The sequence below is a fragment of the Treponema phagedenis genome (assembly GCF_008153345.1).
Classification (GTDB): Bacteria; Spirochaetota; Spirochaetia; order Treponematales; family Treponemataceae; genus Treponema; species Treponema phagedenis.
The window spans coordinates 2505001-2525585 of the sequence record NZ_CP042818.1; the positions used below are offsets into that span (position 1 = coordinate 2505001).

Genomic DNA, 20585 nt, shown 5'->3' on the forward strand with positions numbered 1-20585 from the left:
TTGCCCCAACACCTAGTGTACATCGTTTACTGTGTGGACTACCAGGGTATCTAATCCTGTTTGCTCCCCACACCTTCGCACCTCAGCGTCAATCATCGGCCAGAAACCCGCCTTCGCCACCGGTGTTCTTCCAAATATCTACAGATTCCACCCCTACACTTGGAATTCCGGTTTCCCCTCCGTGATTCAAGACTGGCAGTACCCAATGCAATTCTCAAGTTAAGCTTGAGTATTTCACATCAGGCTTACCAACCCGCCTGCGTGCCCTTTACGCCCAATAATTCCGAACAACGCTCGCCCCTTACGTGTTACCGCGGCTGCTGGCACGTAATTAGCCGGGGCTTATTCGCTCGACTACCGTCATCAAGGACGCATTCCCTCATCCTCTTATTCTTCATCGGCAAAAGAACTTTACAACCTTTCGGCCTTCTTCGTCCACGCGGCGTCGCTCCGTCAGACTTCCGTCCATTGCGGAATATTCTTAGCTGCTGCCTCCCGTAGGAGTTTGGGCCGTATCTCAGTCCCAATGTGTCCGTCCACCCTCTCAGGCCGGATACCCATCGTCGCCTTGGTAAGCCGTTACCTCACCAACAAGCATAATGGGACGCGGGCTCATCCTCAAGCAAGGCCGTAGCCTCCTTTCCTTATACGGCTTTATCCGTATAAGCGTATTCGGTATTACCTCCTATTTCTAGGAGCTATCCCCATCTTAAGGGCAGATCACCCACGCGTTACTCACCAGTCCGCCACTCTAGGGGAGAAGCAAGCTCCTCCCTTGCCGTTCGACTTGCATGCTTAAGACGCGCCGCCAGCGTTCGTTCTGAGCCAGGATCAAACTCTCCATTATTATATTTCAAACTCTCCTATTGCTAAGAGAGCCTGATTTTACCAATAATTAAAGAGTATCCTTAACCTTATTTTAAGGAACCCTGTAGCAAAAGCTTTCACTTTTACTACTCTTTATTTCATTCTTAATCGTAAAACGCTTCTCTTACCAAAGCTTTTGCCTTGGCTTATTCTTTTCTTTCCCTTCCCTCTATCTGTCAAATATCATTACTCGCCATCCGGATGTGTAATCGCAGTCAGCGAGAAGCGAATAAGACTATATCACAGCTCTCATTCTTTTGTCAAGAGTTCTTTCATTCTTTTTTTAAGTTTTTTTAAAAGATTTGAATTCTGTTCTCGTATGCTTTGTTAAGCTTGACAAGCTGTCGTTTGTTGTTGACAGCTTGATGAAGATACCAAAACCGTACACTTTTGTCAACTACCTAAATACACTTTTTTGCAGAAAAATAAAAAAGTTATACCGGCTGCTATACCGTTCTATAATTTACTTGCCAGTATACTAATTAGAGCATCGGCGGACGGCTTGTGGTTCAGTAGCCCTATGGTAAATTGCCCACCGCTCCTCAATTCCAAACGATGTTTTGCCTGAGCGTCTCAGCTAACAGGCAAAACTCGTTGGCGAAGTTACAGTGAATTTTCAAAACTTCGCCCTTGCTCAATTCCAACCGATGTGTTAAAGCATCAACACTGTTTTGTAAAACTGAAGCTTTAAAACTCGTTGGCAAAGCGGAGGCAAATTATTAACGCTTTGCCCTGTGGTAAGTTTACTCACCGTTGCGCCGTGTCGGGCTCTTTTTTATGATTTGTATTAGATACAGTAAAAGACATGTTTGCTGTTTCAAAAGAATACCACGAATTTATAAAAAAGAGTCTTGGTTATTTACGCGGTCCAAGGGCGATTAAGAATACTGCGAGTAAAATAAGGCATGCGCCCGAGATAGAGAGTATATCAAGTTTTTCATGTAATATGGCTACGCCGAGTAAAATACCGGTAATCGGTTCTATGGTGCTTAAGATCGAAGTGTTTTGAGCGCCGATTATTTTTATGCCGTATTGGAATAAATTAACGGCTCCCGCAGATACTAAAATCGAAAGCGTAAGCGCATAGCTCCAAGCGGGTATGCCGAACTCGAGACTGAGCTCTTTACGGATGCCGGAATATCCGAGCATGATGACCGCCGAAATTACACAAAGATAAAAGGTAAGTTTTATTGCATTCATTTTTCGCAAAGGGCTTTTATCAATGTAGATAACATAGACGGCAAAGGTTACCCCCGAAAGAAAGGCTATCAGTAAGCCGAAAAAACTTGCAATTTCTCCGCTTTTTCCGCACAGAAAGACTCCTGTCGTTGCCATAAGTACTGCAGCTATTTTGATAAGGCTTGCTTTTTCTTTAAAAAAAATAATGCATACTAAAACTACCAATGAGGGATAAATAAAGTGTACCGCCGTTGCAAGGCCGACAGAAATATAATCATACGAGATAAATAAAAGGAAAACAGATATGCAGTATCCTAATATTGATGCGGTGATAAGATGAAATAATTCTTTTGCACTAATTGCCAACGGGATTTTTTGTGTCCGCAGAACGATATAGAGAAAGGGTAAGACTAAAAAGAATCGCAAAAATATCAGCGTTGAAGCATTGCCGCCGTGGATATAAAATTTTTTTGCAAGGATCGGCATGCAGCCGAATATAAATGCCGAAAGCAGAATCGCAATAACGCCTTTTGCTTTTTGAGAAAGAAATTGTTTGTTCATAGAAATTATAAAGCCGCAAGAATTTCCGCAGCGTGATTTTTCGGGCTTACCTTCGGAAAGACGTGCGTTATTTTTCCCTCTTCATCGATAATATACGTTGAACGAACAACGCCGAAATATTTTTTGCCGAACATGGACTTTTCGCCCCATGCCTCATATTTTTGGATGACCTCTTTTTCGGGGTCTGCCAAAAGATAAAAAGGCAATGCATGTTTTGCCTTAAACTTTGCATGGGAGCTTTCGCTGTCAGGACTGATGCCGATAACAACCGCACCTTTATCCAAAATATCATCGTACACATCACGGAACGCGCAAGCCTCTGTTGTGCAACCCGAAGTGTTATCCCGCGGATAAAAATAAAGCACTATCTTTTTCCCTTTAAACTGCGAAAGCTTTACGCTTTCCTCATCTTCGTTTTTTAATGTAAAAGCCGGAGCTTTTTTTCCTACAGTGAGCATAGTACGAGCCCTCCCCTACAAGGCTTTTTATTTTTAAACTTTCAAGCCTGTGCCCAGTATAGCAAAAAGAGGAGAAAGCGCAAAGGGGGAGGCAAAAGCAAGACTTTTTAATAATACGAGTTTTAAAGCAAAGGCATTTACAAAGCTTTAAAACTCGCAGGTTTGTCTCTTTTTTTTAAAATTGTTTATGATTCGGACGGCAAAATTATGCCTAGCTGCTGCCGCCTTCATAGGGCAAACCAACCGATGCCGGTGCATAGTTTTTGCCGCTGAAAACCACGAGGGCGATGAGCGTTATCAGGTACGGCATGATATTAAACATATCCGACGGGAGTCGTTTGAGCAGTTCATAATCGTTTGCGATAATCGAAAAAGCAAGGGTTGAGCCGAAAAGAATTGCCGCACCGGTAATGCCGATCGGGCGCCATCTGCCGAATGAAACAACGGCAAGCGCAATAAAGCCGTGCCCGTTTACGGTCGTTGAATTAAACTGCGTATTGGTGGTAAGTACCAGACAGCCGCCTGCAATGCCTGCCAAAAACCCTGAGGTAAGTACCGCCATATACCGTATTCTTTGTACATTGATGCCGACCGAAGCTGCCGCCTGCGGGTTTTCTCCGCAGGAGCGAAGACGTAAGCCGAGCGGACGTTTATAAAGAATAAACCATGCCAAAAGAATAATAATGAGCGCAACATAGGCGGTCGGATATATTCCAGCAAAAGAAGGCATCATTCCGAGCATAAACTCCTTTGTTTGCTCTTGCTTAAAAATAATCTGCGAAATAAAGCGCGTAACACCGACTGCCAAAAGGTTAATGCCGGTGCCGGAAATTGTTTGATCCGCATTCAAAGAAACAGAGGCAAACGCATGAATAAGCGAAAAGATCATACCGAACACGCCTCCACAAAGGATGGCAAACCAGATTGAAAACCCTCCCAAAGGGACTTCGGTAAAAAAATGCACGGTTGCGGTAGCGAAGGCGCCGAATACCATCAAGCCTTCAAGGGCGATATTGACAACCCCCGACCGTTCGCAAATCATACCCGCCGTTGCGGTAATCAGAATGGGGGAGACAAGCATCAGTATTGTAGGAATTTTGTTTAAAAGACTAAGCATGCTGTATCTCCTTTTGAAGTTTCTTTTTTAAAGAATTGCGTACAATAATGCCAAAGCCTGCCCGAAGTGCGATAAAGACAACTACCAAGCCTTGAATAATATAGGTAATTTCTTTTGGAATTGAGTTTGATTCCATCAGCGGTTGCGCGGAAGAAAGCATGCCGAACAAAAGCCCTGCAAGGAGGGTTCCGCCCGCCCGATTGTTTCCTACTAAGGCAACAGCAATACCGGCAAAACCGTACCCGTCCATACTGGCAATTACTCTTCCGTAGCGGAAACTGCCGAGCGCCACAATAGCACCGGCAAGCCCCGCAAAAACTCCGGCAATAAACATCGAAAGCACAATACTTTTTACCACCGAAATACCCGATGCACGGGCTGCTTCTTTGTTAAAACCGGTTGCCCGCAACCCGAAGCCGACACTTGTTTTTTCCATAATAAACCAGTACACCAGTGTGGAAAGAATTACAAAAACTATACCGATGTTAAGCCGAGAGCCGCCGGTGAGTTTTTCAAGAAAGGCGGTTTTTAATAATACGCTGGCCGGAAAATTCGGTGTACGGTAGGTATTGGTGCCGGGAATAAGGCTGACCAATATTCGCGAGCTGTATAATGCAATATAGTTCAGCATAATCGTTGCAACAACCTCGGACACCTCGTATTTTGCTTTAAGCCAGCCGACAATCGCGCCCCAAAGCCCGCCGGCAAAGGCGGCAAACAAGAGGGCGGCAAGCCAGTGTAATACTGAAATTTGCGGAAAATAAAAAGCGATAAATTGCGCAACCGTAAGTCCGACAATGTATTGCCCTTCGCCTCCGATATTAAATAACCCTGCGCGGGCTGCAAAACCCATTGCAAATCCGCAGAGAATAAACGGCATTGACTGGCAAAGCCATTCTCCGATATAGCGTATATAAAATCTGCCGCGGTCAATATTATAGCCGGTAAGCACCTGCAAAATAGCCTTATACATGCCGGCGGGGTTTTTATCGATAATCAGAATCAGCACCGTCCCCACCAAAAAACCTAATGCCACAACAATCAAGGATAAGAGTGTGTCGGAGGCGACAATAATTTCTCCGAGTGATTTATTTTGTTTATTATGTTTCACTTTGTGCCCCTGCCATCATAACTCCTATTTGCTTTTCAGTTAGAGTTCCTTCGTCAAAAATACCTGCAATCTTCCCGTGAGAAATAATTGCAATCCTATCGCAGAGATTCATAATCTCATCCAATTCAAAAGAGATAAGCAAAATAGCCTTGCCGGCATCCCGTTCCGCAAGAATACGCTTTCTGATATATTCGATTGCCCCAACATCTAAACCCCGTGTCGGCTGGGCAATTAACAGAAAATCCGGAGACAAACTTATTTCGCGTGCGATAATAACCTTTTGCTGATTTCCTCCCGACAAACTTTTGCAAAGCGCTGTTCCGCGCTCCGTGCCAGTTCTGATATCATACTCATCAATAAGGTGCTCCGCATTATCCTTTATCTTTTTAAAATTGAGGGTGGAAAGGCGGGACGAATACTCGTTCTCATCGTAATTTTTGATGATCATGTTTTCCGCTACGGTGAAATTAAGTACCAGCCCGTGTTTTTGGCGGTCTTCGGGAATAAAACCCAAGCCTCGATGAACACGCTCAATAATGGAAAGTTTGGTAATATCTTCTCCGCGTAAGAAGATATTCCCCGAATCAACCGGCAATAATCCGGTGATGGCATAAATCAATTCCCGCTGCCCGTTGCCGTCAATACCCGCAAGCCCGACAATTTCGCCGGCGTGCACGGAAATAGAAACATCTTCTATATGATGGTGATTATCGGATCCGTGAACCGATAAATTCCGAGTTTCAAAAATAAGCTGCCGTTTGTTCAAAGGATTTTTATCGATGTGGAATTTTACCACTCGCCCGACCATCATCTCCGCCATTTGCTCTTCGGAAGTTTCGGCCACCTCAATCGTATTGATGTATTTTCCGCGCCGCAAAATAGTACAGCGATCAGCCACCGCTTTAATTTCCTGCAACTTATGCGTAATCAGGATAACAGTCTTTCCTTCCTGCTTCAGCTTTCTGATAATTTCCATAAGTTCATCAATTTCCTGCGGAGTCAGCACGGCGCTTGGCTCATCAAGAATCATGATATCCGCATGGCGATAAAGCGTTTTTAGTATTTCAACCCGTTGCTGCATTCCCACCGAGATATCCGAAATAAGCGCCCGCGGATCAACCTGCAAGCCGTATTGTTTGGAAAGCGCTTCAACCTCGGCCTCGGCCTTTTTGATATCAAGGGTGCCATAACGGGTAGTGGGCTCCATCCCGAGGATAATATTTTCGGTAACGGTATAGTTTGCAACCAGTTTAAAATGCTGGTGCACCATACCGATACCTAAGGCAGTTGCATCATTCGGATTTTTAATCCGCACCTCTTTTCCTTTGATTTTAATTGTTCCGGAATCGGCGGCGTATGCACCGAAAAGAATAGACATAAGAGTTGATTTACCCGCCCCGTTCTCACCTAACAAGGCGTGAATCTCGTTTTCTTTTACAATAAGCGAGACATTGTCATTCGCAACAACACCGGGAAATATTTTAGTAATTCCCAGCATTTCAATGGCATTGATAGCTGTATTCATAATTTACATAAAATATGGAAAAAGGCGGAAAGCAGAGTTTCCGCCTTCCGTTTTTACTGATCGTCTTTTGCAGATAAACCTGCAGGCACAACTTTTGCATCAAGTGCATCGGCATATCGTTTGTATACTTTTATTTTTCCGTCAATAATATCTTTTCTAACGGCATTCACTTTATCGATAATGCTTTTGCTTAATGCGCTGTTTTTGGTGGAATAGTCAACACCGTCTTTTGCCATGTCAAGCACAACAATTTCACCGGTGAAAGTTCCCGCTTCTACCGCACGAAGTGCATACTCGGTGGCGCTTTCAACTCGTTTGATCATGGAGGTCAGTACCGCCGATTGCCCTTCCGCATAAATACCGTCCTCATACTGGTCGGAATCTACACCGATAGCCCAAACATTTTTGCCCTGAATGCGATACTCTTTTGCCTGCGCAATAGTGCCGTTTCCGGTACCGCCCGCTGCGGAAAAGATTGCATACACGCCCGAATCATACCAGTTTTTTGCCTGTGTTTTTGCAAGCTCCGGTTTTCCCCAGTCGTTTGCATAATAGTCAAGAATCTGCGCATCGGGAAGAACCGAAAGCACGCCTTGCACAAACCCGATCTCAAAACGGGTAATAATTGTGCCCGCAATACCGCCGATAAAGCCGAATTTCGGATTTTTAATACCGTCTTCCTGTGCTTTCAGCGCAGCTGCAACACCGACAAGATACGAACCCTGCTCTTCCGCAAAGGTTGCCTGCATAAGATTCGGGCCGCTGAGCCAATCAACGTCAACAATTAAATAGTGCAAATCGGGATACAAAGCCGCAACTTCGGTCATACTGTCGGCAAAGGAAAAACCGGTTGCCGTAATCAAACTGTACCCTTCGTCGGAAACCTGCTTTAATGTCGGCAAATACATATCCTGTGTTTGACAGGTTACGACATCATAATACTTTCCCCGTTTTGACGTATTTTCCCACGTATCTCCGTAGAAATTTAAAATACCTCGCCATGCGGCGGCATTAAAAGATTTATCCGCAATACTGGTAACATCAGTTATCAGCCGGACAGTAACCGGAGTAGATTCCTTTACTTCTGTCGAGCCGGATTCTTTTCCTTCTTCAGTTTTGGTACAAGAACCAAAAAACACCATACAGAGAGCCGCACAAACGGCTACAATTAACAAACGCTTTTTCATACATAAGCCTCCTAAAATTACAAAACAGCGCCAAATTGCATCGTCCGCCAAAACTCTGTTCAAATAGTAAACAAAAACAGAGCCTAACAAACCGGTACTTTACGCTATTTGTGCTATTATAACATCTTTTTTATTGAAAAACAAGGGGAAAGCAAAAAATTACCAGTATTTTTGCAAATCAACGTATTCTACAGTAATAATTTTAGTTAATAATTGTTCTTTTAATAACTCAATGAGTTTTGACATCCGTATCAAAAACCAACCCGTCTGCTTGGAACCACAGGCGTCCGTGCCCGTTCTGATTATTGTTTTTACTCTCTCGATGTGGTTATTTTTTCATGTCTAAGCCTTGGGAGGAACTCGGAATGGTAACTTTTAAGGATTATGCCCCAGAGGCTGTGTCGAATTTTTATTTAGAATTTATCTTTGAAGTATATTCTGCTTGAAACAAATAAAAGGCGTGCTTTTGTTTGAAACAGGTAATACACTTAGGATAGGATTAAACGTTATGAAAAATCATACTGTTTTTAATCAAAAAAATTTACAAGGAGACTTAGTATGAAAAAAGCAAAAATTTTAATCGTATTTGCAATGTTTGCCGTCTTTTTGTTCTGCGTTGGAGGGTGTAAACAAATGTTGATAATAAAATACCGGATGATCAAATAAATAATGATGAGCAGCCAAATAATAGCGGGTATATAGATGATAACCGACCGAATCACAGTGATCCTGATTCCGGTAACAGCGAAATCTCTTCCTATTAATAAATTGCTGGCAAGCTTGGAAACGCTCGCAAATTTCAATGATGTTCCTGCAGAAATTGTGAAAATGCATGTACTGTTAGGTTCCGCAAATTTAAAAGCTGCAAAATCAAAGTTAAAAATTGTGGATAAAAATGAAGGAAAGCCTATTGCAAAAGGTACAACAAAAGATGCATTGGAAAAACGCTTTGTGTTGGAAGAAAGACATGACGAACAGTCAAACCTGTTACCTAATCTACCGAGTGACATGAATAATGAACAGATAGAGTGTTATGACAAGTTTATCACCGATCTTGAAACGGCTGCGGAGCTTACAGACGTACTGCCAATAGCCGTACAAACATCCGTGAAAGTTGTTGCAAAACAAATGGAAGGTATTCAAGGGAAAACAAAATATACAATTGTTGATAAAAAGCCCGGCGATTCAATTACAAAAGGCACAAAGAAAGAAGCATTACAGCAGCGGTTTATGATAGAAAAAGCTAAGAACTCGTCCAACCCCGTATTGCCCGTCCTACCGAATGCCATGAGTAATGAGCAAAAAATTTACTACGATACTTTTATCTTCAGTCTTGCAACAAGAGCCGCAATAACTATACTTCCCGCAGATACAGTGAAAAATATGACAAAAACGGCAGCGGAACACATGGAAAATATTTCCGGAACCGCAAAATATACAATCAAGGATAAAATGCCGAACATGCCTGTTCTACAAGGTACAAAAAAAGAAGCTTTAGAAAAACGTTTTGTCGCGGAGAAAGTAAAATAAACAATTCTTAAAAGAGTTGCGGGGAAACTCTCTCCACTCTTTTAACAGTAATTTTTTATAACAATTCTTTCACAGGACTTTTATTGGCTGATTATCCATTGTATATGAGAAGAGGTTTCTCAGCTCTTGTCGTGGGCAAGCTCTTACAGTCTCTTGACATTTGATGCGCTTTAATGCAAAATAACCGCATTCAATATGAGTGGCATATTTTACCGGGATCTGCTAATTTTCGTCCGGTATACATTAAAACAAGCAAATGGATATATGCCGATATGTATTAAAAATTCTGTTGAGGAGTTGCACTTGTCAGAGGAAATTCTTACCATAGAGGAAGTTGCTCGTTATTTACGGATTTCGGAGCGAACGGTGTATGAATGGGCACAAAAAGGGAAAATACCTTCGGGAAAAATCGGAACGGTTTGGCGGTTTAAAAAAGATGAAATTGAAAATTGGGTAAATGCCCGTTTATCAAATCAGCAAAGAAGAATTTCAACTGCAGATATAAAAATAGAAAACATTTTATCTCCCGATAGAGTGGTGTCGCTTGATTATTCAACCAAAAGAGATGTGCTGATAAAAATGAGCGATGTATTAGGCACCGCCCCGCAGATAAAAAACCGCAGTGAGCTTACCGATGAAATTATTAAGCGGGAAGAGCTTATGTCTACCGCAATCGGCTGCGGTATTGCAATTCCGCATGTACGGTTAACTTCGGTTACCGATTTAGTGATGGCGGTAGGCATTTCTCAAAAAGATATTATTGATTTTGAACCAATAGATTCCGAGCCTGTGCGCCTTATTTTTATGATTGCAGCCGCAACAAATCAGCACGCATATTATTTGCAAACCCTTTCTTTTTTTAGTACTAAACTTAAAAATGCAGAGCTGCGCAATAAACTTTTGGCGGCGGAAAGCCCGGAAATTGCATACAAGGTCTTAACCAAAAAGGCTTTGTAATTACTGTAATTATTACAAGCTTTTCTTTAGCTCTTTCTTGATTTTCCTCTTATCGCTCATAGTATCGCATAACGCGGCAGTGGAGATTATTGTATGACATATTTTTTTGAAACCTACGGTTGCCAAATGAACGTTGCAGAGTCTGCTTCCGTCGAACAGCTTTTATTAAAAAGAGGCTGGGAAAAGGCGGAAAAAGCGGATGTATGTGACCTTTTAATCATAAATACCTGCTCCGTCCGCATTACTGCTGAAACACGTGTGTTCGGCAGACTCGGGCTTTTTTCCGCTCTAAAGAAAAAAAGAGCTTTTTCCATTATTTTAATGGGTTGTATGGCGGAGCGCTTGCACGATAAAATCAAAAAAGATTTTCCACGTTTGGATTATGTGGTCGGTATGTTTGAGCGCAATCAGTTTACCGCTATTTTTAAAGAGATTGAGTCTAAGCTTAACAAAACCGATTATCATTCAGAATTTTCCGGTGAAGATTTTTTAGAAAAGCCGGTCTCAGGGTATCATTTTGCCGAATCTTCATATATAGAAGGAGCTTTTCAAAGTTTTATACCGATTATGAACGGCTGCAATAATTTTTGCACATACTGCATTGTGCCTTATGTGCGCGGCAGAGAGATTTCTCGTAGTCTTGAAGCGATTCTTGCTGAAGTTGAGGAGCTTTCAGAAAAAGGAGTGCGGGAAATTACCTTATTAGGGCAAAATGTGAATTCTTACCGCGGCAAAGATTCCGAAGGAAAGCTTATCACTTTCCCCGAACTTTTGCGGCGAGTTGCTCGAGTTTGCGAAAAAAAAGACAGTATCCGTTGGATTCGCTTTATGTCAAGCCATCCGAAGGACTTTTCCGATGAGTTAATTACCGTTATTGCCGAAGAGCCGCGCGTTTGTAAGTTGATACATTTACCGGTGCAGCATGGGTCAAACGCTGTTTTAAAGCGCATGAACCGAAGTTACACACGGGAGCATTATCTTTCATTGGTGGATAAACTGCGCACGAAAGTTCCCGATTCCGCATTAAGCACCGATATTCTCATCGGTTTTCCCGGCGAAAGTGAAGAAGATTTTGAACTTACCTTGGATTTAATGCGGCAGGTACAATTTGACTCCGCCTTTATGTATCATTATAACCCGCGAGAAGGTACCCGCGCCTATGATTTTCCCGATCGCATACCCGATGCGGTGCGCATCGCCCGTCTGCAACAGGTAATTGATTTGCAAATGAAAACCAGCGCGGAAAAAATGCGGAATCGAGTCAATCACATTCTCCCTGTGTTAGTAGAATCCCGTTCGCGTAATAATCCGGATGAGCTTTTCGGACATACCGAATTCGGCGAGATGGCGGTGCTTACCGGTGCAGATCCTGAAAATTCTATTGGACATTTTGTCAAAGTTCAGATACAATCTGTACAGGGAAAAACATTTAGAACGATACCTATTAAAAGCGAGGACTGATAATGCCCGGAAAATTACTATATTTTATTTTTATTGTATTGGCGGTAACCCTGTTTGCGGGGTTTAACATGGAAAACCGCTGTAATGTTTCTCTTATTTTTCATACCTTTGAAAACATTCCGATATTCATAACCGTCATGTTCTCTTTTTTGCTCGGCAGTATTATGACTCTCCCTTTTTTAATCAGACGCCGACCGAAAACCAAAGACGAAGTTTTACCCGGAGTAGAAACGGTTACTCTTAAAAAAGAGAAAAAGGGATGGTTCGGGCGAAATAAGGAAAAGCAACAGCAAGCGGATGTGTCAAATACATTAAACACACCAAGCGAGACTTGGACGGAAAATGCCGATATTTAAGTTATGAAACCGATCATTTTCTTTCTTTTTGCATTTTTTTTAAACGGTACAGTTTTTGCTCAATCGGGGTACTCGCCTGCGGTAAAAAAACTTATCAACTCGGGATTATCTTTAGCATCGGCGGAAAAAACAATTGCATATTTTTCTCAAGAAATTCCAAAACTTTCTGCAGTGCAAGACAGAAAATCAGGATTTCTTTTTTTTGCAAACTATTTACGTTTATACGGGAAAAATGAGGAAGCGCTTTTGCGATATAAAGAAGCCGCCTTTCTTTCCGAAGGGAAAGAAAGGATTAAGCATCTTCTTGACGCGGCTCAGTCCGCTATGGCATCGGATAAAACCGAAGAAGCGCATGAAATTTTACAGGAACTTTCCGATATTTGCACCGCAGGTTCCGCAGACCATAGCAAAGTTCTGCTGTATCAAGCGCTGTTGGACATTCAAACCGCAGCGAATGCAGAGGAATTTTCCGCCGCTTTGCAAAAGATACAAGCGTATGCATCAAAAAAAAGCTTTGCAGCATATCATAGTATTTTACTTTTTACGCTTTGGTGGATAAATGGGGATGCGGCGGTAAAAGAAAAGCTTGTCAAACAATTTCCGAAAAGTATGGAAGCGGCTGCTGTTTCAGGTTCTGTTGACATAAGTCCTTCCGTTTTTTGGTATTTGATGCCGCGAAATCCTGATATGATAAAAAAATTCCTAAGCGAGACCACAACATATACAGATTCGCAGTATACGCAGGCAAGAGCGATTGCCGAAAAATTCCGCGAAACTCCGGCTACAAAACAAGAAGAAGCCGCAATAAGCATTCCAAAAGGTTATCAGCTGGGCTTTTTTAAAGATAAGGCAAATGCGGAAAAGCTTCTTACGGAATTACAGAAAAAAGGATTTACCGCAAAAATACAAAAAGAGACAAGGGCAAGCGGCACCATCTATTATCAGCTATTTACCCCCGAAGATGCTAAAGGCTCAATCGGATTAAAACTAAAAGCGGCAGGATATGAAACCTTCCCTATTTTTTAAATTCCGAGTTCAGATGTAAAAGCAATTTTTCTGACCGATAAACAGTGTTCAAGACACCCGTTTTTTGACTCAAACTCTTTTAAAAAATGAATTTTTCTACACATAATCCGATTAAAAACAAAAGACTTTGAATCAATGAGATAATAAAAAGATTTTTTACCGCGGCGATGAAGCCTGTTTGTTTATTCGGATGAGCGCGAAAGGCCGCTGCGTTTTTTAAAATAAGCGGTAAAAATAAAACCGATGCCAACATTGTCAGCGGATAAATTTTTATCACCGCTCCCATGACAAAGGCAAAAAAAGAGCCGAGATACAAAAGCTTCAGCAAACCAAGCGCTTTCGGTTTTCCGATATAATACGGCAAGGTGTACCGCAAATTGATGATATCTTCTTGCAAATCGCCGATATTATTTGCAAGCATGAGGGCGGCAATAGCACAGATATTCGGAATGCAGGCAAAAAGAATGCGCGCAAGCTGCGCTGCGGAAAAGATTGCTGTTGTTTTTGTGCACACATAAACGGTTATAAGCGGAATGCAAAAACCCATTGTAAACCCCGAAAACACTTCGCCAAGCGGCGTGGAAGAAATCGGGAGCGGCCCCGCAGAATAGGTAATTCCCACCAAAAACGAAAACATGCCTAAATACAACAGCGGCAGACCCGTTTTTGCCACAAGGCATAAACCAATTCCCGCCGACAGTATAAAAAGCACAACAATCAATAGAAGAATATGCGTTGGCGAAAGATTTTCCCTGCCGATGATATTTGTTTTTGTTTTATAATCGTGTCCTTTTTGCGCCCGATGATAATCCATGTAATTATCAAGCGCATCTACCAGCATATTAAATAAAAACATTGCAAGATACAGTAAAAGCGCCGTCGGAATATCAAGCGCACCAAAATGATAAAAAGCAAAAAAAACTCCCAACAAAAAGGGAAAAAAACTTGCCGTCTTTGCTTTAATCTCAACCAATTCCAAAAAAACCGCTAATCGCATACCGCTGATTATAGCTTTTTTCCGCAGAGAACTCAATAAATCAAAACGGAAAATCTCCGCCTTCTCTTTGCTGGGGCTTTCACCTGTTTTACGCTCCGGTTTTACCGCCACGTGATGATGCTTTCTTTTGGCTCTCGTATTTTTTTGCGCGGTTCAAAATTATCGCCGGCCGCATAGCCGAATACGGTTATAATGCCGACATTCCACTCCTCTGCGGAATAATTCAGAATTGTAAGCACTTCATCATTGATAAAACCTTCAATCGCACAGGATTGTATGCCGCATGCGGTCGCAGCGGTCATCATATTCGCACAGCAAATATAGGTTTGTGCCCGTGACCACTCATCAAGCCTTCCCGCCGAGTGCAGATATCCATGATATCCCCGGTAATCGGCAAGGAAGGCGGCAAGCTCATCGGGAAACCGTTCCGCGCGCTGCCGAACAAAGGCACTTTCGGGGGCATAAGCTTTGGCGGCTTTACAAAGGCTGACAACAATGAGCGAAGAGGTAAAAACATTGTCCTGCGCAAAACAGGCTTCGCCGATTTTTTTACGCAAAAGCTCATCCGAATAAACGGCAACAAACTGCCAGCCCTCAAGCCCAAACGATGAAGGAGAAAGCCGCGCCGCCTCTAAAATAAAGTCAGCCTCATCCTTTGGTATTTTTTTACTCGAATCAAATTTTTTGCATGCATAGCGATTTTGAAAAACCGCAAGCAGAGTTTTTTTATCTATCAAAGCTACCCCCTTATTTTAAATTTAAATCACCCAATTTCCCTTTTGCAATATCGGGATTTCCGTGCCGTCTTTTTTCACCCCGATTACCGAAAGCTCCGGTCCGCCTACCATAAAGTCCACGTGAATAACCGAATTATTCATTCCAACCTCTTTTTTCCGCTCATCGGAAAGATTTGCCCCGTCTGCAATATTTTCACTATACGCATTTCCGATTGCAAAATGGCAGGAAGCATTCTCATCAAAAAGCGTATTCTTAAAAAGAATCTTGGTATTGCTTATCGGAGAGTTATCGCCAACTAAGGCAACCTCGCCCAGCCGGCGCGCCCCTTCGTCGGTATTCAGTAGATCCCGCAAAACATCCTTTCCCTGCGCCGCATCAAAATCAATAACTTTTCCGTCCTTAAACGTAAAATGAAACCCGTCAACAATTTGCCCGCGCACGGCAAGCGGCTTTGTTGACTTCAGTGTTCCGTTTACCTTATACGCATGCGGCATAGAAAACACTTCTTCGGTAGGAATATTCGGCGTAAACTCAACTCCGGAAAGCGTCTGAGCCGAGCCGCCCATCCAGCGATGCCCCTCGGTCAAATATACCTCAAGCTCAGTCCCGGGCGCCCGATACAAAAGTTTTTCAAAATTCATCTCGGTTAAAAATTTTTGATGCCGCTTTAATTGCTCGTTATGCTCTTGCCAAGCCTTTATCGGATCATCACAAGTTACCCGAGTTGCCTCAAATATCTTTTGCCAAAGCTTTTCAATCGCCGCTTCCTCGCCAAGCTCAGGAAAAACCGAAAGCGCCCATGCTGGCGAAGGATGCGCCGCAACAGTCCATTTTACATGATTTTCCATTGTGTACTTCATAACCGGCTTCATAGCGGTTGCATACACCAGCTGCCACTGCGAAACCTTCCGAGGATCAACTGTTTTAAGCAACTCGGGATTTGGGGCAATCAACGCAAGCCGATGATAATTCGCCTTATACGCTTCGCGCAAAAACTCAACCTTAAATTGCGGCAACTGCTTAAACGCCTCATCCGAAGCAAAATTATAACGGGCAAGCGTCATCTCATCATCCGAAAAATCATAGATAACATCCCGTGCCCCCAATTTATACGCCTGCCGCGTAACCTCGCGAACCATCCCAAGCGTATGCTCCGAAACCAACACCAAAAGATTATCACCTTTTTGAATATTGAGCCCTACCTTTAAAATAAGCTCAACATATTTTTCAATATTTGTTTTATCCATACCACAAGTATAGCAAACTTGAAAAGAAGAATAAAGCGGATAAGAAGCTTAACCACGACAAGAGGCAAGTGCCTCGATTTCACTGACTTGACACTATCGAACGCTTTGACTTAATCAGAGGCACCACAACCATTCGATTTTATTAAAAGAGTCCGACACGGCGCAACGGTGGGCAAACTTACCATAGGGCGAAGTTTTGAAAATTTACTCTAACTTCGCCAACGAGTTTTAAAGCTTCAATTTTACAGTTTTGTGTTGATGCTTTAAAACATCGTTTGGAATTGAGCAACGGTGGGTAAACTTACCATAGGGCAAAGCGTTAATAATTTGCCTTCGCTTTGCCAACGAGTTTTGCCTGTTTACAATAAACTATCAGGCAAAACATCGTTTAAATTTGTTCTGAGTTTTAACATCCTTGTCAAAACCAAACCCATCTGCATGGAACTACGGTATAATTTTGCCGTCCGTGGCAAAATTATACCTTGCGAGTTTTAAAGCTTTGTAAATAGTTTTGCTTTAAAACGTCGCTGCTGCGTGGAACCACGGGCGGTCCGTGCCCGTTCTGAGTTTTGCCGTCCGTCGCAAAAAAATAAACACTGGGGATGTTGAATTCTAATACTTCGATTAACATATATAGCGGTTAATTACAAAACGTTATAATAGTATACGCTGCGGTTTGAATTTTTTTGCTATAGTCCGGCTTGTTTTTAAAGAGCCGGCGTTGCATCGCTTTAAAAATGCGCAGAGGGTTTTCAATATTTTTTTGTACGTTGTTACCGTACTGAAACTTATAAGACAATTTTGTAAACCGTATGCAAGATTTTGTGCTGCATTATAAAATTAAAAACCGGAATAAGTTTTCCGATTTCTCTTTCCATAAAAAACATTTCTCCTTAATATATATTTTTATAAATATCACACTTTCATTACTTTTTATTTTTTTAATAAAACCTTCTCATATCACAATTTATATGCTTTGACAAAAGAATTTATTAAGGTACTCTTTTACTGCATAATTAAAAGCATTTTTCAAATGTCAAATTTCTGATACAAATTAATGATAAAAAACTTGCACCCTGAATAAAGCTATGATATATTATTAAAGAATACTTTAAGGAGCTTTCGCATGAATAATCACCAGGTCTTTGAAGGGAAAAAATCTATACGTTTTTCTCTTCGCAATAAACTCATCATCATCTTCGGATTGATGATTGTCATTTCATTGAGTGTGACAATTTACGTGTCCGTATATACCGCACGAAAAGCGGTTATTAAAAAAATTACCGATCATTTTATTGATAAAGCAGAAGATACCGTAAAAATAATTGACAATGGAATATCCACGTACTTAAACTTTTTGGAAGAGCTTGCCGCTATTCCGATTCTTGGTATGTCCGAATATTCTTATGATGAAAAAATGGAAGTCTTAAACAGTAAGGCTATTTTTCAAAGCAATATAAAGCAAGTGAACCTTTATGATTCCACCGGCATTCGCTATACTACTGACGGCAGAAAGGTTGATATTAGAGATCGACCATGGTTTTTATCCGCAATGCAGGGAAAACCGTTTGCGTCCGAACCGCTGCTTTCCCGCTCATATAATAAATATCTGGTGGTGTTCTCAACCCCTATTTATGATCGCAATCGCAAGATTGTCGGTGTTTTGAATACAACAGTTCTTGCAGAGTGGCTTGGAGAATTAATAGATGATGTAAAACTCAGCGACACTGGCGGTTGTTATATTATCGGAAACACCGGTACAAATCTTGCGGATAATAGAGACCCGATGTTAGTTGAAAATCAGGAAAATTCAATCGAGCTTGCAAAAACGGATTCTACACGCGCAAGCATTGCCGTTTTTGAAAAGCATGCACTTGAACAAACCGAGCCGGGGTATGGCTATTACAACTGGCACAACACCGACAAAATTGCAGCCTTTGCAAAACTGGAAACAACCGGTTGGACAGTAATTGTACATGATCATTTAGACAAGGCTATGACTGATGTTTACAGTCTGAGAAAGACATTAATTTTTATCGGTTTTGCTCTTGTATCTGTGTTTTTGATTATTGTATATCTTTTCTCTGTTCAGATAATAAAATCTCTTAGACAAACAGTTGCGGCATTGGAAAATATTGCCGAGCGGAATGGCGATTTAACCGTACGCTTGCCGATTAAAAATAACGATGAGATAACAGAACTTGCCGAAAACTTTAATAAGACAATAGAAAAAATCGGTGCGTCGATACAAAGCATCGGTATGAATACAAACGCAATGCAGGATACCGGTAAAAGGCTTGCAACCAATATGACTGAAACCGCGTCGGCAATAAATCAAATGAGTACAAATATTGGCGACATAAAAGAGCAGGCTTTAACACAGGCGGCAAGCGTAACTGAAACCGCTTCAACTATTGAAGAAATTATTCGAACAATCAAACAGCTTAACGGAAGTATTGAAAATCAGGCAACAAATGTTGCGGAATCTTCATCATCAATTGAACAGATGGTTGCGAATATTCTTTCAATAACAAAATTTATATCAACGGCTAATGAAACAATTGCCGAGTTAAACGGGGCGACTGCGGACGGAAAAGAAATAGTCGGGACGGCAGCAACTATTACACAAAAAATTACCGAAGAATCCGGCAGCCTTTTAGATGCAAGTAATGTTATCCAACATATTGCAAGCCAAACGAATTTACTTGCGATGAACGCCGCTATTGAAGCGGCCCATGCAGGAGATTCCGGAAAAGGATTTGCCGTTGTTGCAGATGAGATTAGAAAACTTGCAGAAGAATCGAGCAGCCAGGGAAGAGCAATTACCACAACATTAAAAACATTGAGCACGGAAATTGAAACGCTTGCAAATGCTGCGCGGACTACCGAAGGCAAGTTCAATATCATATTTGAATTATCCGCACGGGTACAGGATATTAGCAATAATCTTATTTCAAAAATGCAGGAACAGGAAGCAGGCAGCAATGAAATTCTAAAAGCAATACAGGATATCAATTTAATTACTGTTGAAGTAAAAAACGGATCAACGGAAATGCTTACCGGTGGTGAAACAGTTGCTCGAGAAATGCAAAAACTGGATAGCTTAACTCGATCCATCACTGCAAATATAAATGAAATGGCATCAGGAGCTGTACAAATCGATAAAGCCGTACAGGAAGTTAATGATATTACACAAAAAAATACGCAGAATATTGAAAACCTTGTAAATGAATTAAAAAAATTTAAAGTATAAGAATTTTTCTAACAGAATTGTTTAGAGGTTTTTCTTAGATCGTTTTGCGATTTTTTGTACGTTATCACAGTACAAAAATTTACAAAAGAATTATCGAGCATCATGCAAAAACTCACTAAGTTTTTGCACGATGCTCGATAAATTGCAACAAACCGGATACACAGAGCGTACGCATTAGATTTCGGTTTTAAACTCGTCGACTTAGTTTTATCACAAATGCAAAAAACTAAGTTATAGACTTCGCTGCCGCTGTGGCTCTTTTTGCGCTGTTTTAGGCACGCAAAAAAAATCTGGCTTCAAGTTAGTTTTAAAGCTTTATAAACTGCTCTTCACCGTAGATAAAAACAATGAGAAAAACAAACAATATACATGCGGCTACTTTCTTCATCACGTTATGTGTTCTCCCTTGCAGCAAAAGCGGCTTGCGCTTCGGCATGATTTTGTTCGGAGGCCTTCTTCCACCAATATGCGGCCTGAATGCCCCCTATTTTTTTAATCAACTTTTTTGCCCTTAAAGTAGTCAGCTTTGGCAAAAGGTTCAACAAATTTTTTTATCTTTTTCATCAGCTCGCCTTCCACCTCTTTTTCCCCTTCTTCAAAAAAAGGAATCGAAATGCCAAACCCCTTCATCTTGTAACTAGGACTTCCGCCAGTCATAATTTCCCCAAAGCCGTAGGATTTCATCATACGTTTAAATTTTCCGTTATCTTTTTTGTAATACTCCCATATAAGCTCATCGTCATCAAGTTTTTTGCCAAACACAAAATGCTCAATGCCGAACTCATTAGCAAAATTCTGTAAAGCATCAAAATCCGCATTAAAAATAATACAATTATTTGCCTCGCCTCTCAATTTTCCTGAAAAACTATCATGCTGAAATAAATCCAGCTCTGTGTTAAAAGTTTCCCCGCCTTTATTCGGCATAATTGTGATTGTTTGCAAATAATTCAATACATGTACCATAACTTCTCCCATAATAAAACTCCTATTCTAATGGTATTGTGTTATTTTGTTT

Annotated in this window: 16 protein-coding genes and 1 rRNA gene (1 of these 17 running past the window's edge); 6 read left to right on the forward strand and 11 right to left on the reverse strand. The window is 41.5% G+C overall.

What is annotated here, in order from left to right; all coding sequences use genetic code 11:
* The 7 genes from FUT79_RS11015 to FUT79_RS11045 all read right to left on the reverse strand — a co-directional run.
* A 16S ribosomal RNA gene (locus tag FUT79_RS11015) occupies positions 1–847 on the reverse strand; it reaches 702 nt to the left of the window's first position.
* 875 nt (positions 848–1722) lie between these two features.
* Positions 1723–2607 carry a DMT family transporter gene (locus FUT79_RS11020; protein ID WP_024753292.1) on the reverse strand — a complete coding sequence of 295 codons (885 nt, stop codon included), beginning with the start codon at positions 2605–2607 and terminating at the stop codon, positions 1723–1725.
* Between the two features lie 5 nt (positions 2608–2612).
* On the reverse strand, positions 2613–3065 hold the full coding sequence (gene bcp, locus FUT79_RS11025; protein WP_148889666.1) for a thioredoxin-dependent thiol peroxidase: 453 nt from the start codon (positions 3063–3065) through the stop codon (positions 2613–2615).
* A gap of 211 nt (positions 3066–3276) precedes the next feature.
* A complete protein-coding gene (locus FUT79_RS11030) occupies positions 3277–4182 on the reverse strand; it encodes an ABC transporter permease (RefSeq protein ID WP_148889668.1) in 906 nt (301 codons plus the stop codon).
* Entirely contained in the window at positions 4175–5293 is a 1119-nt protein-coding gene (locus FUT79_RS11035) for an ABC transporter permease (protein ID WP_024753290.1), read from the reverse strand. The genes FUT79_RS11030 and FUT79_RS11035 overlap by 8 nt, the downstream gene beginning before the upstream one ends.
* Positions 5283–6818 carry an ABC transporter ATP-binding protein gene (locus FUT79_RS11040; RefSeq protein ID WP_024753289.1) on the reverse strand — a complete coding sequence of 512 codons (1536 nt, stop codon included), beginning with the start codon at positions 6816–6818 and terminating at the stop codon, positions 5283–5285. Before FUT79_RS11040 ends, FUT79_RS11035 begins: the two co-directional genes overlap by 11 nt.
* Positions 6819–6871: 53 nt before the next feature.
* Positions 6872–8005 (reverse strand): BMP family lipoprotein, encoded by a 1134-nt coding sequence (locus FUT79_RS11045; protein ID WP_024753288.1) that lies wholly within the window; start codon positions 8003–8005, stop codon positions 6872–6874.
* Positions 8006–8707: 702 nt separating this feature from the next.
* Here FUT79_RS11045 and FUT79_RS11050 point away from each other — a divergent pair.
* The 5 genes from FUT79_RS11050 to FUT79_RS11070 all read left to right on the forward strand — a co-directional run bounded on the left by FUT79_RS11050 (position 8708) and on the right by FUT79_RS11070 (position 13335).
* Positions 8708–9535: a hypothetical protein gene (locus FUT79_RS11050; RefSeq protein WP_148884504.1), complete on the forward strand. Its 828-nt coding sequence runs from the start codon at positions 8708–8710 to the stop codon at positions 9533–9535.
* Positions 9536–9838: 303 nt separating this feature from the next.
* Positions 9839–10492 (forward strand): PTS sugar transporter subunit IIA, encoded by a 654-nt coding sequence (locus FUT79_RS11055; protein WP_024753285.1) that lies wholly within the window; start codon positions 9839–9841, stop codon positions 10490–10492.
* A gap of 93 nt (positions 10493–10585) precedes the next feature.
* Positions 10586–11953, forward strand: a complete 1368-nt coding sequence (miaB, locus tag FUT79_RS11060; protein WP_024753284.1) for a tRNA (N6-isopentenyl adenosine(37)-C2)-methylthiotransferase MiaB — start codon at positions 10586–10588, stop codon at positions 11951–11953.
* A gap of 2 nt (positions 11954–11955) precedes the next feature.
* Positions 11956–12309, forward strand: a complete 354-nt coding sequence (locus FUT79_RS11065; protein ID WP_002697751.1) for a hypothetical protein — start codon at positions 11956–11958, stop codon at positions 12307–12309.
* Between the two features lie 3 nt (positions 12310–12312).
* Positions 12313–13335: an SPOR domain-containing protein gene (locus FUT79_RS11070; RefSeq protein ID WP_024753283.1), complete on the forward strand. Its 1023-nt coding sequence runs from the start codon at positions 12313–12315 to the stop codon at positions 13333–13335.
* Positions 13336–13414: 79 nt separating this feature from the next.
* Here the strand turns inward: FUT79_RS11070 and FUT79_RS11075 are convergent, their stop codons facing one another.
* The 3 genes from FUT79_RS11075 to FUT79_RS11085 are packed head-to-tail and all read right to left on the reverse strand — an operon-like array spanning position 13415 to position 16317.
* The gene (locus FUT79_RS11075; RefSeq protein WP_081718812.1) at positions 13415–14443 is read right to left on the reverse strand and encodes a 1,4-dihydroxy-2-naphthoate polyprenyltransferase; all 1029 of its coding nucleotides are present in this window, start codon (positions 14441–14443) and stop codon (positions 13415–13417) included.
* Complete coding sequence (locus FUT79_RS11080; RefSeq protein WP_002697758.1) at positions 14434–15069, reverse strand: NAD(P)H-dependent oxidoreductase; 636 nt, start codon at positions 15067–15069, stop codon at positions 14434–14436. The genes FUT79_RS11075 and FUT79_RS11080 overlap by 10 nt, the downstream gene beginning before the upstream one ends.
* 21 nt (positions 15070–15090) lie before the next feature.
* The gene (locus tag FUT79_RS11085) at positions 15091–16317 is read right to left on the reverse strand and encodes an aminopeptidase (protein ID WP_002697760.1); all 1227 of its coding nucleotides are present in this window, start codon (positions 16315–16317) and stop codon (positions 15091–15093) included.
* A 1126-nt stretch (positions 16318–17443) separates the two neighbouring features.
* Between FUT79_RS11085 and FUT79_RS11090 the strand changes: the two genes are divergently transcribed.
* The gene (locus FUT79_RS11090; protein ID WP_148889670.1) at positions 17444–19570 is read left to right on the forward strand and encodes a methyl-accepting chemotaxis protein; all 2127 of its coding nucleotides are present in this window, start codon (positions 17444–17446) and stop codon (positions 19568–19570) included.
* A gap of 492 nt (positions 19571–20062) precedes the next feature.
* On the opposite strand, the gene FUT79_RS11095 is transcribed toward FUT79_RS11090, so the two are convergent.
* Positions 20063–20545, reverse strand: coding sequence for a hypothetical protein (locus FUT79_RS11095; RefSeq protein WP_024753280.1), 483 nt, complete (start codon positions 20543–20545; stop codon positions 20063–20065).
* Positions 20546–20585: the final 40 nt, after the last annotated feature.

Bases quoted from the DNA above. Each gene is read 5' to 3' on its own strand.
- miaB (WP_024753284.1), top strand. From the start codon at position 10,586: ATGACATATTTTTTTGAAACCTACGGTTGCCAAATGAACGTTGCAGAG.
- FUT79_RS11070 (WP_024753283.1), top strand. From the start codon at position 12,313: ATGAAACCGATCATTTTCTTTCTTTTTGCATTTTTTTTAAACGGTACA.
- FUT79_RS11090 (WP_148889670.1), top strand. From the start codon at position 17,444: ATGAATAATCACCAGGTCTTTGAAGGGAAAAAATCTATACGTTTTTCT.
- FUT79_RS11030 (WP_148889668.1), bottom strand. From the start codon at position 4,182: ATGCTTAGTCTTTTAAACAAAATTCCTACAATACTGATGCTTGTCTCC.
- FUT79_RS11040 (WP_024753289.1), bottom strand. From the start codon at position 6,818: ATGAATACAGCTATCAATGCCATTGAAATGCTGGGAATTACTAAAATA.
- bcp (WP_148889666.1), bottom strand. From the start codon at position 3,065: ATGCTCACTGTAGGAAAAAAAGCTCCGGCTTTTACATTAAAAAACGAA.
- FUT79_RS11095 (WP_024753280.1), bottom strand. From the start codon at position 20,545: ATGGGAGAAGTTATGGTACATGTATTGAATTATTTGCAAACAATCACA.
- FUT79_RS11020 (WP_024753292.1), bottom strand. From the start codon at position 2,607: ATGAACAAACAATTTCTTTCTCAAAAAGCAAAAGGCGTTATTGCGATT.
- FUT79_RS11085 (WP_002697760.1), bottom strand. From the start codon at position 16,317: ATGGATAAAACAAATATTGAAAAATATGTTGAGCTTATTTTAAAGGTA.
- FUT79_RS11065 (WP_002697751.1), top strand. From the start codon at position 11,956: ATGCCCGGAAAATTACTATATTTTATTTTTATTGTATTGGCGGTAACC.
- FUT79_RS11050 (WP_148884504.1), top strand. From the start codon at position 8,708: ATGATAACCGACCGAATCACAGTGATCCTGATTCCGGTAACAGCGAAA.
- FUT79_RS11045 (WP_024753288.1), bottom strand. From the start codon at position 8,005: ATGAAAAAGCGTTTGTTAATTGTAGCCGTTTGTGCGGCTCTCTGTATG.